Raw genomic sequence first — 13,843 nt, forward strand, 5'->3', positions numbered from 1 at the left:
GTAAACCCTTCAGCCAGCAGCCAGCAAATGGGCTGCTGCTGAACGCGCCCGAATCTGGCCGGGGTTAAAACCAAAACGCGTACGAAAACGCGCCGTAAATTTTGACGGACTTTCGTAACCCACATCATAAGCGACCTGTGAAACCGGCAGGTCGGTAACCTGCAACAGCGTCAGAGCATGGCACATGCGTACTTCTGTCAGCAGCTGCTGAAATGAGGCATTTTCTGCTTTGAGTTTACGGCGCAGCGTGGCTTCCGACATGGCAAAATGCTGAGCGACCTCGGCTGCCGACCACTCTCTCACCATGTCCCCGGCAAATAGCAGCCTGGCTTTCTGGCTCAGTCGCTTTTCGACGACCGGGCTAAGGGCTATCGCGTATTCCTCCAGCCAGAGCACCATTTCCTCCATGCGCTTTCTGGCGACCCGCTCGGGCACGCCATCGGTGTCCACGATGGCCTCAGCGGTATGATTAAACGCGCTTTTAAATCGGCTACTGACCTGACGCAGTACGCGCGGCAGGCCATCTGCATCATTGCTGATGGTCAAACCAGGAAAACTCAGCCAGTGCGCTTCATAGAGGGAAGTATGCGGAGACGGAATGTTGGTGACGTCGTAGTGAATCCCTGCACTGACGAGGATCGCCTCGCCCGCAGTCAGCAGAATGTCCTGCCCCTCCCGACTCAGGCGTTTGCTGCCCTGATGAACCATGATCAGGGCGGTTTCATCAAGAGAGAGATTGCGGGTCAGCAAGGTTTGCGCCTGCACCACACGAGCCGTGCTGCCAATCGCGGCCCGGCTCCAGATCTTTCTGGTTGTCATACCTTCACCCCGCTCCAGGCGCGTTAGATTCCCAATACGGCACGCAGCTTATTCAGTGCCGCCTCGTGTTTGTCTGCTGACATCTTTTCCAGATTTTGTAGCTTCCAGCGCACGGCAGGGAGTTTGTCGATTCCCGCCAGCCCTGATAAATGCCAGTCCGGTTGTCGCTGTTTAAACGTCAGCAGGAACTGGCGTTCAGAATCGGTTAACGAAACGTTGACCTGCTCGATCAGCGCCTTACGCGTGGCTTCCAGCTCGGCCAGCGGAACATCGACTTCCGCCATATGCCGAAACTCACCCTCATAAATGGCGCTGATCTCTTTCAGCTGCGGTTGCAGCAGTTCCGCAATCGGCCGGGGATGGCTGATGATGTACACCAGCAGCGCTTTGCGCAGGGCTTCGGTCAGCCCTTCGTTGTCGAGGAGAAATTTTACATCAAACAGATCTCTGGGATGCTGGCGATCCAGCGCGGCGCAGATTTTACCGGCATAAAGGTCTGGAAACGCCACTACCGGCATCTCGGCATAACCGAATTCCTCTTCAACCACTTCGCTAACCGCCATCATGCCGCTGTCATACACGGTCCCGCGCAGAACGGGTGAAAGCTCAATCTTTATCATGACGCCTTCACGGTCTACCAGCAGACGCAGCGCATCATTTTTGTCTTCATAGGATTTGGTAACGCGACTGCCAGGGATCGCGGTCAGCGTCTCTGTTGCTATCGCATCTAACGCCGTTCTGATGGCGAGTAATGACTCTGCGCGCGCCATCACCGGCAAGAAGACTAAATCAATATCGACCGACAGCCTGGGCAGGTCACGGACAAAGAGGTTAATCGCCGTTCCGCCTTTTAAGGCAAAACAGTCGTGTCTGGCAATAACCGGTACCAGTTGCAGAAGTAACTGAACCTGCCGGTAGTAAATAGTCGTTCTGTCCATAAGTGATCACATCTCTTTCGGTACGGTGATATTCCACGTTTTATCCAGGCGGCCATCCTTTGCCAGCTCGCGTTTACCGGACCCAAAATCATAGTGTTGCGGTGCCAGGTGTTTTAGCCAGGCATGGTTGTGTCGCCCGGCCAGCCACATAAACAGCCTCTTTGATTTGATGCTGGTGCTCGCTCGCAGAATGACATCGAGTTTACGTGGTGAGAGCGTTGCAAGCCCCTGCACTAACTGATCAACATGCTCGAAACTGACCGCGCCAGGCACATCAGCTAATACCTCGATGATGGCTTTTTCCGGGACCGAATAGAGCACGGGCGGCAGAGACTCACGCCAGTGATCCTCGCGCACCAGTTTTTTATCCGCCATGACCGTCTCTGGCCACAGCTGGCGGGTGCCATGCCATGCAAATTGTCCGATGGCGGTGTCGAATTTATGCAGCCAGGCAGGCAACTGCGTAGCCGAATAGAGATGAACTGACGCCAGCTTTCCCCGCTCCTGATAATGAGCTAAACCCTCCATGTTGAGAGCCGTAAGGCCCCCGACGAGAACAGGAAACCCGGACATGCGCTGTAGCGAGGCGACGATCCCTTTCCAGCTCAGCGTCGCTTCATCCCTGGCATACACCCCTGGCTGGAGGACGCGCAACATCCGTCCTTTCACCGCATTATCGATAAAATGCAGGCTCAGCCCCTGATGTTGCAGCCATGCCTTTGTCGCTATCAGATCAGGAGGGAGCAACGCCTTCAGTTTTTGCCTGCTTTCATGATTAAGCATAAAACTCACCGGTTTATGAAGTGGTGAAATTACGGCAATTATTGCCGTGAATTACAGATACGTCAAACCAAAAGTATGCCACGGTTTGTTATGATGGCAAAACACGGCGATTAACGCCGTATATTTATGAAATTATAAACCATCAATCTCAGCGCAGGGTCAGACTTTAACGCGAGCACCAATACGGGTTAAGGAAGAGGGTGGGTGGCAGGAAAGTGCCTGAACATTATTCAGGCACCTGGAAAAGCGCAGTGCTAGGTACGCGCTGGCTTATTGAGCAATAACCCGTCGGATTCCTGGCGTATTTCCCAATATATAAAATTATTTTCTATCGCTTTATGGCTGATGCTCGCGTCTGCCCATTTATTATTCGCCTGGATGACCTGTGGCCGGGCTGTAACTGCATAGGGGGAGCCTTTCAGCGGTGAAACGGCCCTGCGAATAATGACAGGTTTGGCTATCTCAGAGGGTTTGGCCGGGTGCTTCAGATGTAATTTAAATGGGGGCTTGCGCGGGTTGCTCTGAACGGGTGGCACAAATTTATTAACGATCTTTTGCTCAGAAGAAAAGGTAGATTTCATGTAGTTGCGTTCAGCCGTGGTCACAGCGGCTAAGCGGGGGGATTGCTGTTGTGGTAAGGGCGTTGCTGCAAGTGAATCCTTTAAGGTGGGAGAGCGAGGCTTTATATTCCGTGCATAAGCATTTGATGTAATTTTGGCTCCGTGGTGATTTCGCATTTCCTTTATTGGGACGAGCGGGTTCGTGTAATTTTTTAGGTTTACTCGATAAATTGAATGGCCAGTATTAATTATGGCACTCGAAGTCATATCAGCTTCTCCATTAGCAGATTTAATCATTATTATCCTTTTACCACAGCATTTATATTAACGCCGACCCAGGCTATGGCAAAACATTTTATATTTTCTTTATAGAGGAAATTAAAATAATGTGATATGGCCCCATTCCCTGCGCACGCAGCGCATATCCATCCCTGACGGAGCGTGACAGAGGCAAAAAAAAGCCGCCTCAGTGGGCGGCCTTTGTCAGAAAGTCCTTCAGCGGCTATCTGTTATTTGTACAGTTCAGCAGTCATATGAACGAGGTTGTTGGTGTTAGCCTCGGTGATTTTGTAATGTTCACCCTGCTGCTGAGCCTGTGCGGCAATCTGCGACTCTGCGCCGTCCAGGGTTGTATCGGTTACAGAAACGCTCTGCGCGAAGCTGCCAAATGACATCAGTGAAAGAGCGGCAACAGCGGCGATTGACATAGCTTTGATAGTTTTCATGGTCTTATCCTTGGTTTGTTTGAGTGGAAGGCTGTGTGCCTCCGATAGGTGAAATAATAACCATGGTGATAATTATCATATTAACAATAAATGCTGGTATTGTGATCATGCTAACTATCGCGGCGATAGGGATTATCAATAGACGGGAACGATTGTGTGATGGGACCGGGCTGCCTGACCCGGTGATTTTGCGCAGCAGGGTTTTGAGTTAGCCGTCACACACCGGCCATCAGGCCATAAGGAATGGGCCTCTGCGAGAGGCCCTCCAGATCGTGAACCCTGTATTTCCGGCTGTTTATTTACTCGCACGCACGGACAACAAGCTCACTGACTAATCGATCCCCTGATATCCATCCATATAGGTAGCTGAAACAGCCTCTGCCATTTCTTTACGCCAGCGCGGTGAAATCGATTTGTCCGGGTTGTAATCCGCCCCGGCAAAACGGGATTTGCCCCTGATGGCGTTTATAAACTCATCACTGTGAAAGTAGCCTGTGCGTTTCTGCGCTTCCTCCAGGGAGACGCCAGACGCACGGTCCTTCTTGCCCTGCTGCCAAAACTGTTCAAAAAACGGCGTGGCCATACGTGCAGAATCGGCCGTGTTCATGCGGAAATTGGGACCCGATGCATCGTCAGCCGTGGCCATAACAAAATGGTTTGCATGGCGCTGGGCGCTGTTTTGTGTCTGAGCGCAACCACTGAGTAACAAAAGGGGAAAAGCGGTGATAAAGGTAAGCCGGGTAATGTTGTTCAATTTTCACTCCATGTGTTATAAATCAATTTAACTTCATCCATTTGGAAATCCATTTTATTATAAATACGCGCGACTGACATAATATTTTTTCGAAAAAAATAGCGCTGAGATGCTGTAATCAAATACAGCTGAATTTGCAATAACCATATTTATGTTATTCCCAATATCTGATAGCATAATCGCCGCTGAGATTTTTATTGAAACTGATAGCCAAACCATTCAAAAGGAATTTGATCATGACGATAAACTACTACCGAAAGAATATTATCTGGGGTGTCATTCTCTTTTCCTTACATGCTTATGTATTTTATGACATAGAAATCAGCATAAGATACAGACTCATATTGATTTATGCGGCAATCAGTTGCGTATTATACCCCTTTGCCATACTTGCAGTTGAAACAATTGCGCTGAAATTCAGCAGCAGGACGTTCTGGACTTCGGGATTTTTTGCACCGAACATAGGTCAGTATGGTATTAATGCTTTATTCTTTTTATTGTGTTTTTACCTGGCGATCCCACTGAGCGCTTTGTATTATTTTCTGCATATCAAAAAAGCCGGATGATCACCCGGTTTCACAACATGTTAAATACCCAGGAATTTATTTATTGAGCCAATAAGAGCATCATTGATCATAGCCCCGACCAGTGCCATCAGCACCGCGTAGCCGATAATGCCGAGTGGCGTGCTGGTAATAATAGCAAATGACAAGGCCACTGCGGCTGTTGCCACTTTACCGGCGGCAATTGTTTCAATCTTTTCGAAAACAGGTCTCCATGTATTTGTCTCCAGTGCTTTTCTGATCTCATTGACCACATCCGCAACATCAGAAATGGGTCCGTAATAACCCAGTGCCTTACTATACCGTTTGAGATCTCTGGCGATCGCTGAGTAATCAGCAGACTTTAACGCGTTCGCAATGGCCTTCCGGTCAACCTCCCCAAAACGGGTAGCAATGGAATATCGGTACTTATCAAATGCAGTTAGTGCATCCCTGGCATTCCGCAACTTTTTACCTTTAGCCTGTTCTGCAAAACTCTGGGCAAGCTGGGAAGCTTTACTGCCAAATTTATCAGCCGCTGTTGAATAAAAGTCAGTAGCCAATTTCAGTGCATCCTGAAGATCCGAGGCCGACGGCTGATTTTTTCGTGTGTCATAAATAATCGCAAGCTCTGACAGGGCAAGATCCGTCAGATTACGTGCCTGCGTTATCCGTGTTCCACTCTGACCGGAACTCAAAAACTTCGCATTATCTTCAATGACTTTTTTCAGCACAGCCTCGCGGGCGGGTGAAATATCGACATTAGCGGGAACCGTGCCCCCTGGCGCTGCGCTGTTAGCCGCTCCACTGTTACCTGTGGGGCCGGCAGGGTAGCCCAGATTTACGCCATACGCGTCACCTACCAGACCCCGGGTGATCCCCAGAACATTGCCGTCAGCGCCAAGCACATAGCCGACAAATTCAGCCGGATTTATGCCAAACTGCCGGGCAAGTCCGTCACCGATACTCTTATTGACACTCATTACCGGGCCATTGCTAACTGAACCGCCGTTCCCGCTAATCCCGTTACCGGCGTTACCCGAGGAACCGGCATAGCCGCCACCGTCACCACGCTCTGAACTCCAGTTTGTACCGTCTCCATATCCTGACATGTTAAATCTCCATTTTATTACAGGTTATAATATTTTTATTTCAGGGTAGTGATTACGTTTAATACTCTTTATCACTCAGCGGAAAAAACCGACCGACATATATTTATCCTGAGTTAAAGCATTCGCAACCCATGGCACTCAGAATTAATAAAAAATAATCATCGCAGAACACTAAATAACAGATGGTAAGGGAAATTATTTTAATCAATACGTTGCGTTATAAAAATTTAATGAAAAATAAACGGCATTATTGGTTCTTCAGCGAAAGGTAAACGAAAGTGTTATCCCCGCTTTGAAAATGTGAGGCGCATTATGAATGCTGAATTTTAAGTATTGCCATACATCACCGCCTTGCTGTAGTAACCTGACAGAAGGATCTGGATAAAAACAAAAGGAGATGTGATGTATATAATTATCGATGAATTAGAAAGATCGATTTACACGGAAGGGAAAATAATATCTCTGACCAGAATGGAGTTTTCACTCTATCTTCTTCTTGTGAAAAACAGGAACAGGACCGTTGATGCTAAGACTGTCATTAACCACTTATGGCCCGATCGGCATGGCATTGTCAGCCAGAACAACCTTTCTCAGCTGGCGTTTAAATTGAAAAGTAAGATAAATGACTCGGGTGCTGCGGTGCGTCTGAACTCATCGATAAAAAATGGTTGCATATTATCTTACCGACGCAGGGTTTTTATCGTTCGCGTAAGGAGTCGTTTTTTCTTAAAGGTAATGAAAACACTCCTTTCCGTTCATGATAAATTAATAAAAAGTCAGACTTCCCCACCATCCTGTAAGACGCACACTCAATAAAAAAGACGTGATACTTTGGTGCGATGGCTGAGCAGATAGACATTGCCCGCAGACGTTATCCGCTGCGGTTAGCGATTGCGCCTTACAGCAAACAACATCAGCAACGGCAGGGCGGTAAACAGCAGCAGCGCGTTGTCGGTGCCGATTCCGACATAAAGCTGACCGAAAAGCACAGAACCGGCGATTTGACCAGCAGCCAGCATGAAAAACAGCACACTGACGCCGGTGGCGGGTGTCTTTTCTGTCGCAGCCGCGCCCCATACCAGCAGCACACCGGAAAGCGTCACATAGCCCGCTCCGCCCAGCGCAACGGCAGGATAAAACCACCCGATAAAATGATGGCTCAGGGCCAGCAGCAATATCGGTGCCGCCAGGCAGAGTTGAGAGAGACGATAAACCTGCACCATACCAATGCGCTCCGCCAGCGGACCGGTGAGCGCCCCGAAAATGCCGGCAGCGCCACCGATAAGCCACAGCAGGCTGACGGTGCTTTCCTTCACATCAATTCGTTGCAGCAGCGCCGGCCCAAAGCTCCACCAGGCGGCACTGGCTAACCCACTGATAAACGCAATCAGGATAAGACGCAGCAGCGAGCGCTGGCGAAATGCACGCTGCCATGGCGCTGTGCGAAGATGCTGCACGTCACCCGGCAGCCGCCGCCATAGCGGAACCAGGCAGATCAATGCCAGCAGGCCAAACAGCACACACGCCCCGCGCCAGCCACCGGGAAGCCAGTAAAGTACCGCTACGGATACCATGATCCCTGCGCTGGTTCCGGCGTTAATCACGGTATTCATCTGCGGCTGTCGCGCCACGGTAATCTGCTGGCTGACAGCCGCAGCCAGTGCCGGTGAGGCGAACCCCGCACCCAGTCCGGCGATGAGCAGCCCGACGCCGAGCATCAGCGGAGAACCGGCAACGGACAGCAGAAAGAGGCCGCTTGCTGCGCTAAGTGCGGCGAAAGCAGCAGGAAGCCGGGGACCGGCACGGGCAGTGAGGCGGGGAGCCACCATCACGGCGATGCAGTACGCCGCAAAGCTGCCAGCCGAAAGCACGCCTGCCAGGCGCGGCGTGAAAGGGATGTCGTGCATCACGGTGGGTAGCATCAGCCCCCAGGCAAAGCGCGCCATACCATAAGTGATAGCGATCAGCGAAAAACCGGTCAGACCCAGTATGACAGAAGATCTCATCCATCATCCCTGCCGCTGAGCAGTTGAAGCGCGGCCATTTTACCTGCCTCACAGGCAGCAACTGCCCCGAGGATCAGCGACGTGGTCAGCACGCCCTCAAACAGCAGCCAGATAGCGTCCGTCAGCGCGGTATTCGGTTGACCAACGCAGCGGGCGATATAGGCGCGCATCGCGTGGCGGTATGCCATCGCCTTGTCCGCCAGCGTGGCATCCATTGCGGCATACTCCCCCCAGGCTTTGAGAAAAAAACAGCCTCTGGTGCCGTGTTCTGTCATCCAGCGGCTCATCACATCAAAAAGCTGGTTTATCGCCTGCGGATCTTCAGGGGCGAGCAGGGCAGCGAAGAAGCGATCGCTGCGCGCGTCCATCACCGCCCAGGTCAGCGCTTCGCGCGAGGGAAAATAGCGATACAGCGTGCGGGTAGAGACACCCGCCTCACTGCAAATGCGGTCGGTACTGGTGGCGTGAAAACCGTTGAGGTAGAACAACCGCTCGGCCGCCTGAAGGATATCCTGTTTTTTATTCATTCTGTAAAAGTAAACCGATCGTTTTACTTTTGCAAAAATAGCGATGAACTTTTTACCTCAACAGGGCGCCGCTGCGTCGAATTATTCCTCTTCCGGCCCGGCGTGATAGGCAAAATAATCGAAATCCGCATACATATTCTCCCCGGTAAAGTCCTGGCAGCAGATCCCGACAAACGCCCCGGTGAATCGCTCAAACCCACGCTCTTTGAAGTATTCGTCGGATAGTTTGCTGTATTCGACGTAACCTCCGACCCTGTGCCACTCTTGTTCATCGAGGGAGTAATAAAAGAAGGCGGCATCATGGTTTACCTCAACTTTCAGATAAACCGGCCCATGCCCCTGAACCACGATCCCGTCGCCGGTTGGTTCACTGAAGCGGTTGAGATCGTTAATCATCAGATTAATGCTGCGTTGGCCCTGGGCATTAAGCGTCAGATAAAGATAGAGATAGTTTGTCGTATCATAAAAGCAGACCAGACCCGCCATATGCTGGAAAGAACGGGGATGGAACTCCACACAGGTCTGTGCTGTAAAAGCAAAATCAGTCTGCCGCCGGGCGATCAGGCTCTGATGATGGTGTGAACTCAGTGACTCCCGGCCAAACAGGCGCAACCATCCTTTTCTCGAATGGAGGTCGCAGACTTTATCCGATAAAGGGAGACGCAGGCTCTGCAACTCCAGCGGTAGTGATGGGGTATCAAAATCAGCACGCAGGTCAGCGCCCCCCGTTTCAGACCAGGGTTGCTCCGCCAGCTCGCTATAAACCTCCAGATCCGGCACGGTGCTTTCGTTAATCAGCCGGAGCCAGCCATCCTGGTTCCAGTAAACCTTCTGAATCGCCGTTTCTCTGCCCATTGGGCTTCTGCCACGCGCCGGCAGCGGTCTGCCACAGAGATGCACCATAAACCATTCTCCCGTCGCTGCCCGGACCAGATCGGCATGGCCGGTGCGCTGGAGGGGAAGGCGACAGTCATAGCGCGACGTCATCATCTGCCCCAGCGGATCTGTCTCGTAAGGTCCCAGCAGCGCGCGCGAGCGCGCCAGGGTCACGCCATGGTTGTAAAACGTGCCGCCTTCGGCGGTAAGCAGGTAAAACCAGCCGTCATGTTCATAAAGGTGAGGGCCTTCCGTCGTCCCCAGCTCACTCCCTGCATAAATTTTGTGGCAGTCGCCAGTCAGCTGGCGGCGTTTTTCATCGTATTGCTGAATAATGATCCCGTTCCACTGAGGAAAGCCCGGCTTCCCGCCGTCCCGGTAGCTCAGTTCCATGCTGACAAGCCACTTTGTCCCATCACTTTTATGGAACAGGGAGGGATCAATGCCGCGGCTATTCAGGTAGTCAGGCTCGGACCAGTCACCTTCAATATCACGCGTGGTAACGACATAATTGTTCACATCCCAGAAGCGTCCGGTCAGATTTTTGACATCGGTATAGACCAGATAAAAAACACCGTCTGAAACGCTGAGACAGGGAGCGAAAATCCCGCCGGAATCCGGGTTCCCGGTCATATCAAGCTGACTGATGCGGTTTAATGGAAAGGAAATTAACTTCCAGTTCTTCAAATCAAAGGATTTGTATAAACAAACCCCCGGAAACCACTCAAAGGTAGAGGTGGCGATATAGAATGCGCCGTTAGCAAAGATGATCGATGGGTCCGGGTTAAAACCTGGCAGGATAGGGTTGGTAATTTTGGTCATTGTGCTTCTCCTTTTGCTTCAGACCGGGAGGCAGCCGCATCTGCGTTCAGATCCGTGGGGGCGTTGTCGAGATTATATTTACGCAGAATGTAGATCAGGCTGAGCAGCAGCAGCGCCGGAATAATGGTGAAGATCAGCCGGATGCAGAGCGTTGCGCTGTCCGTCTGTACCGCTACATTGCCAACATAGCCGCCCATGGTCAGCATCCAGCCGATTAATGCCCCACCAATCGCAATACCGACTTTTATCGCAAAGAGATTGGTTGAAAACACGAGGCCACTGAATGATTTTCCTGCTTTCTTTTCTATATTATCGATAATATCGCTCAGTAAACTCCATTGCAGCGGTGTGGCCGTGGAATTAATAAAATGAATGATGCCAATGACGGCGCAGATAATGTAAATATGCTCCGAAGGGATGAAGAATAACCCCATCATGATCGCGGCCTGTAATGTCATCGCCCCCTTGTAGGCTTTCAGGCGTTCTGATTTTCCATACAGGAGAGTGGTAAACATCGAACCGATAAGTTTTGCACCCAGAATAATGGTCAGGACCATGCTGACCAGTCCGGGACTTTGCAGATAATAGGTAACGAAATACATGGCACCACCGGTCTTAAGAATACCCGCGGTCAGATTCACAACGTTTAATATAAACAGACTTCTCCAGTTCTGGTCGGACGCCAGCTGACGCAGCCCGACAAGTACGCTACTAAACCGCTGGCCTTTTTCCACCGGGCGGCTGTAACGTTCACGCGTGAGCGCGAAACAGAGATAAAACATCAGGGTGCTGACTCCGCCCATCAATAACATCGAATAAAAATAGCCGTGCTGCAAATTGCCACCGCCTAATATTCTGGTTAGCGGCAACGCGATCATCGAGACAATAATCCCGCCAATGGCGGCAAATGCAAAACGGTAAGACTGCATGGACACACGTTCTTCGGGACTCTTAGACAGATTATTAATCATCGCGCAGTAGGGAACGTTCACCAGCGTGTAGAGCAATGAAAGCGCGGTGTAAGAGACATAGGCATAAACCACTTTGCCCGTTTCTCCGATATCCGGGGTGAAAAAGGTCAATGCGCCCAATACCCCAAAAGGCAAGGAGAACCACAGCAGATAAGGTCGAAACTGGCCGTGCCGGGTCGCGGTATGGTCGGCAATAAAACCGACGTAAACATCAAAGAAGGCATCGACAATACGGACGACCAGAAACATGGTTCCCATATGAAAGGCGCTCAGGCCGTAAATGTCGGTATAAAAATACGCCATGAAAAGCATGATGGTCTGCCAGATGATGTTCGACGCGCCATCACCAAGCCCATAGCCAATTTTCTCTTTAACGGTGAGTGCTGACATATTGATACCTTTGGATTTTATTGTTTTGCCGGGGCAGCAAATTATCGTTTCGGTATCAAAAATAAGCTTTATCAGCGCGTCGGAATGTAGAGGAGAAGGGGATTTATATAATTTTTCTGCTCTTCTGCTGAAGCCTGGATCACTCTTTCTGTAAAACGTCGCTCTCCGTACGCGGTAAACCGGCGTCAGAGGGGATGGCGTCATGTTTTGTAGAAAGCTGCCGGGTCGAACGGCTGTTCATTCTGAACTTTTTCGGCGTCACGCCCATTAACGTTCTGAATTTAAAGCAATAGTATGCGCTGTCCGTAAACTCGCACTGATAGGCAATGTCCGTGATGCTTAGCTCGGTGTTCCTCAGCAGCTCGGCAGAAAGTGCCAGCTTTTTCCTGAGCAGATAATCTTTAAAGCTCAGTTGCATTATTTTTTTAAACGATCGGGAAAAGTGGCTGGGTGAAAGCCTGCACAGAGCAGCCGCGTCATTCAGTGAGATGCTAAAGGTTTTATTCCGCTCAGTTTTTACGACAAAGTCGATAATATTATCGAACGTGCTGTTATTTGCCTGATTCACCCGCACCTTGTCTGCCCGCTGTGCATGTGAATAGACGGTGTTCAGCAGCAGGATCAAAAGCGAATCCGCTTCACCCGACGTAAAAGGCTCATCATGCAGTTCAGTAAACCAGCTAAAAACACATTGCAGCCTTTCCGCATCCCGCTCATTCAGACGCAGCACGAAACCGTCAAGTGGGCGAGGGTCAGGAAACGGGAACTTCAGCCTGTTGAGTACGGCATGATCGAACTGGAAAAGAAAACGCTCATGGTCGGGCGTAAAAGCCAGTTCCATATCATGCAGGATCATGGAGGAAACAAATACCAGCGTCTTGTCGGTGATGCGGAACTTTTCACTGCCGATGGTAAAAAAACCGCTGGAACGATGAAACCACATGATCTCGTGTTCCAGATGAACATGCGGCCTGATGTAAACCCCGTTATGCGGAACCCCCTCGCGGGCGCGCAACATGTAGTCCGCGTCCGGGGTGGTCTCAATGCGTTCGAAATAGTGGTCTGAATCCGACATCAGAAGCAAATTCCTTATAAAAACCGCTGAATACACGCAGATTTAAAACATCGGCATACGTTCAAACTTCTTACGATATTCGCGCGGACTCAGCTGGTGATGCTGACTGAATATCCGCGAAAAATAGAGCGGATCCTCGTACCCGACTGCGCGCGCAATCTGCGTTATTGAAAGCTGTGTCTGCTGCAACAAATCACAGGCGCGGGAAATGCGCTGACTTTCACGCCAGCCATAAATGGTATTGCCCATTTCTTTTCTGAAAATATGGGCCAGACGCGACGAGGAGATAAAGGTCATTCTCGCCAGATCTTCAACCCGGATATCTTCAGCGAGATGCTCATTGAGATAATGGCACACCGTCTGGATGCGCGGATCGCGGTTATGGCGATTGCTGGCAGGCTGGCGCTGGAACAGTTGCAGAATAATGCGCTCCAGCGTGTTCATTGCCATGGCTTCGGCAAGTGGATCTGATGCCGCATTCCAGCGGATAACGTCTTTAAACCAGTGCGCCATCTGCTGGCTGTCGGCCGCGTTTGTCAGTTGCATTCGGCCAATTTTTCCTTCGGCACGGTCCCAGTGCAGCCAGTCAATCCAGTAAGGACGAGGGATGAAATAGATCCATAGATGATCCCAGCCAGGGCTTTCCCTGGCGCGGCCGTAATGGTGGAGAACGCCGGGAGGAAACAGCAGCATTTCGTCTGCCTGACAGTGAAACTCCCCCTCCGCGTGGTGAATGACGCCTTTCCCGTTTAGCGTCAGGTTGAGCATATAACCTTTCATGCCATTAGGGCGATGAATGAAATAATCGAGCCTGCTGCCAGGACTTATCGGGGTAAACCCGGACACCATAAATGCATTAAAGGTGAAACTCCTCATCAGAGGTGAAAAGTTCACCATTTCTGCGTCGTTCAGCTCTGCCATCAGCACCCATCCCGTGGTTGAA

Annotated in this window: 15 protein-coding genes; 2 read left to right on the plus strand and 13 right to left on the minus strand. The window is 50.7% G+C overall.

Annotated elements, in window-relative coordinates; translation table 11 throughout:
- Nucleotides 1-9 precede the first annotated feature (9 nt).
- From AC6I8V_RS24490 to AC6I8V_RS24515, 6 genes are all read right to left on the minus strand, one after another.
- The gene (locus tag AC6I8V_RS24490) at nucleotides 10-819 is read right to left on the minus strand and encodes a helix-turn-helix transcriptional regulator (protein WP_497846995.1); all 810 of its coding nucleotides are present in this window, start codon (nucleotides 817-819) and stop codon (nucleotides 10-12) included.
- A gap of 23 nt (nucleotides 820-842) precedes the next feature.
- Nucleotides 843-1,757 (minus strand): nucleotidyl transferase AbiEii/AbiGii toxin family protein, encoded by a 915-nt coding sequence (locus AC6I8V_RS24495; protein ID WP_497846996.1) that lies wholly within the window; start codon nucleotides 1,755-1,757, stop codon nucleotides 843-845.
- 6 nt (nucleotides 1,758-1,763) lie between these two features.
- Entirely contained in the window at nucleotides 1,764-2,540 is a 777-nt protein-coding gene (locus AC6I8V_RS24500; protein ID WP_497846997.1) for a type IV toxin-antitoxin system AbiEi family antitoxin domain-containing protein, read from the minus strand.
- 254 nt (nucleotides 2,541-2,794) lie between these two features.
- A complete protein-coding gene (locus AC6I8V_RS24505) occupies nucleotides 2,795-3,397 on the minus strand; it encodes a hypothetical protein (protein WP_497846998.1) in 603 nt (200 codons plus the stop codon).
- A gap of 212 nt (nucleotides 3,398-3,609) precedes the next feature.
- Nucleotides 3,610-3,825, minus strand: a complete 216-nt coding sequence (locus AC6I8V_RS24510) for a YdgH/BhsA/McbA-like domain containing protein (RefSeq protein ID WP_497846999.1) — start codon at nucleotides 3,823-3,825, stop codon at nucleotides 3,610-3,612.
- A gap of 331 nt (nucleotides 3,826-4,156) precedes the next feature.
- The gene (locus AC6I8V_RS24515) at nucleotides 4,157-4,579 is read right to left on the minus strand and encodes an Exc2 family lipoprotein (protein ID WP_497847000.1); all 423 of its coding nucleotides are present in this window, start codon (nucleotides 4,577-4,579) and stop codon (nucleotides 4,157-4,159) included.
- A 236-nt stretch (nucleotides 4,580-4,815) separates the two neighbouring features.
- On the opposite strand from AC6I8V_RS24515, the gene AC6I8V_RS24520 reads away from it, so the two are divergent.
- Nucleotides 4,816-5,145, plus strand: coding sequence for a colicin E1 family microcin immunity protein (locus tag AC6I8V_RS24520; RefSeq protein ID WP_497847001.1), 330 nt, complete (start codon nucleotides 4,816-4,818; stop codon nucleotides 5,143-5,145).
- Between the two features lie 20 nt (nucleotides 5,146-5,165).
- On the opposite strand, the gene AC6I8V_RS24525 is transcribed toward AC6I8V_RS24520, so the two are convergent.
- Nucleotides 5,166-6,233 (minus strand): colicin-like pore-forming protein, encoded by a 1,068-nt coding sequence (locus AC6I8V_RS24525; RefSeq protein ID WP_497847002.1) that lies wholly within the window; start codon nucleotides 6,231-6,233, stop codon nucleotides 5,166-5,168.
- A 402-nt stretch (nucleotides 6,234-6,635) separates the two neighbouring features.
- Between AC6I8V_RS24525 and AC6I8V_RS24530 the strand changes: the two genes are divergently transcribed.
- On the plus strand, nucleotides 6,636-7,049 hold the full coding sequence (locus AC6I8V_RS24530; protein ID WP_497847003.1) for a winged helix-turn-helix domain-containing protein: 414 nt from the start codon (nucleotides 6,636-6,638) through the stop codon (nucleotides 7,047-7,049).
- A 68-nt stretch (nucleotides 7,050-7,117) separates the two neighbouring features.
- Here the strand turns inward: AC6I8V_RS24530 and AC6I8V_RS24535 are convergent, their stop codons facing one another.
- From AC6I8V_RS24535 to araC, 6 genes are all read right to left on the minus strand, one after another.
- Nucleotides 7,118-8,239: an MFS transporter gene (locus tag AC6I8V_RS24535; protein ID WP_497847004.1), complete on the minus strand. Its 1,122-nt coding sequence runs from the start codon at nucleotides 8,237-8,239 to the stop codon at nucleotides 7,118-7,120.
- Nucleotides 8,236-8,766 carry a TetR/AcrR family transcriptional regulator gene (locus AC6I8V_RS24540; RefSeq protein WP_497847005.1) on the minus strand — a complete coding sequence of 177 codons (531 nt, stop codon included), beginning with the start codon at nucleotides 8,764-8,766 and terminating at the stop codon, nucleotides 8,236-8,238. Before AC6I8V_RS24540 ends, AC6I8V_RS24535 begins: the two co-directional genes overlap by 4 nt.
- Nucleotides 8,767-8,847: 81 nt before the next feature.
- The gene (locus tag AC6I8V_RS24545; RefSeq protein ID WP_497847006.1) at nucleotides 8,848-10,464 is read right to left on the minus strand and encodes a glycoside hydrolase family 43 protein; all 1,617 of its coding nucleotides are present in this window, start codon (nucleotides 10,462-10,464) and stop codon (nucleotides 8,848-8,850) included.
- Complete coding sequence (locus tag AC6I8V_RS24550; RefSeq protein WP_497847007.1) at nucleotides 10,461-11,825, minus strand: glycoside-pentoside-hexuronide (GPH):cation symporter; 1,365 nt, start codon at nucleotides 11,823-11,825, stop codon at nucleotides 10,461-10,463. The genes AC6I8V_RS24545 and AC6I8V_RS24550 overlap by 4 nt, the downstream gene beginning before the upstream one ends.
- A gap of 139 nt (nucleotides 11,826-11,964) precedes the next feature.
- Complete coding sequence (locus AC6I8V_RS24555; RefSeq protein ID WP_497847008.1) at nucleotides 11,965-12,843, minus strand: helix-turn-helix transcriptional regulator; 879 nt, start codon at nucleotides 12,841-12,843, stop codon at nucleotides 11,965-11,967.
- Nucleotides 12,844-12,942: 99 nt separating this feature from the next.
- Nucleotides 12,943-13,821: an arabinose operon transcriptional regulator AraC gene (araC, locus tag AC6I8V_RS24560; RefSeq protein ID WP_497847009.1), complete on the minus strand. Its 879-nt coding sequence runs from the start codon at nucleotides 13,819-13,821 to the stop codon at nucleotides 12,943-12,945.
- Nucleotides 13,822-13,843 lie beyond the last annotated feature (22 nt).

Source organism: Pantoea sp. X-Soil-TKNS-1207 (assembly GCF_059730485.1).

Bases quoted from the DNA above. Each gene is read 5' to 3' on its own strand.
- AC6I8V_RS24490 (WP_497846995.1), bottom strand. From the start codon at position 819: ATGACAACCAGAAAGATCTGGAGCCGGGCCGCGATTGGCAGCACGGCT.
- AC6I8V_RS24495 (WP_497846996.1), bottom strand. From the start codon at position 1,757: ATGGACAGAACGACTATTTACTACCGGCAGGTTCAGTTACTTCTGCAA.
- AC6I8V_RS24500 (WP_497846997.1), bottom strand. From the start codon at position 2,540: ATGCTTAATCATGAAAGCAGGCAAAAACTGAAGGCGTTGCTCCCTCCT.
- AC6I8V_RS24505 (WP_497846998.1), bottom strand. From the start codon at position 3,397: ATGATTAAATCTGCTAATGGAGAAGCTGATATGACTTCGAGTGCCATA.
- AC6I8V_RS24510 (WP_497846999.1), bottom strand. From the start codon at position 3,825: ATGAAAACTATCAAAGCTATGTCAATCGCCGCTGTTGCCGCTCTTTCA.
- AC6I8V_RS24520 (WP_497847001.1), top strand. From the start codon at position 4,816: ATGACGATAAACTACTACCGAAAGAATATTATCTGGGGTGTCATTCTC.
- AC6I8V_RS24525 (WP_497847002.1), bottom strand. From the start codon at position 6,233: ATGTCAGGATATGGAGACGGTACAAACTGGAGTTCAGAGCGTGGTGAC.
- AC6I8V_RS24530 (WP_497847003.1), top strand. From the start codon at position 6,636: ATGTATATAATTATCGATGAATTAGAAAGATCGATTTACACGGAAGGG.
- AC6I8V_RS24535 (WP_497847004.1), bottom strand. From the start codon at position 8,239: ATGAGATCTTCTGTCATACTGGGTCTGACCGGTTTTTCGCTGATCGCT.
- AC6I8V_RS24540 (WP_497847005.1), bottom strand. From the start codon at position 8,766: ATGAATAAAAAACAGGATATCCTTCAGGCGGCCGAGCGGTTGTTCTAC.
- AC6I8V_RS24545 (WP_497847006.1), bottom strand. From the start codon at position 10,464: ATGACCAAAATTACCAACCCTATCCTGCCAGGTTTTAACCCGGACCCA.
- AC6I8V_RS24550 (WP_497847007.1), bottom strand. From the start codon at position 11,825: ATGTCAGCACTCACCGTTAAAGAGAAAATTGGCTATGGGCTTGGTGAT.
- AC6I8V_RS24555 (WP_497847008.1), bottom strand. From the start codon at position 12,843: ATGTTGCGCGCCCGCGAGGGGGTTCCGCATAACGGGGTTTACATCAGG.
- araC (WP_497847009.1), bottom strand. From the start codon at position 13,821: ATGGCAGAGCTGAACGACGCAGAAATGGTGAACTTTTCACCTCTGATG.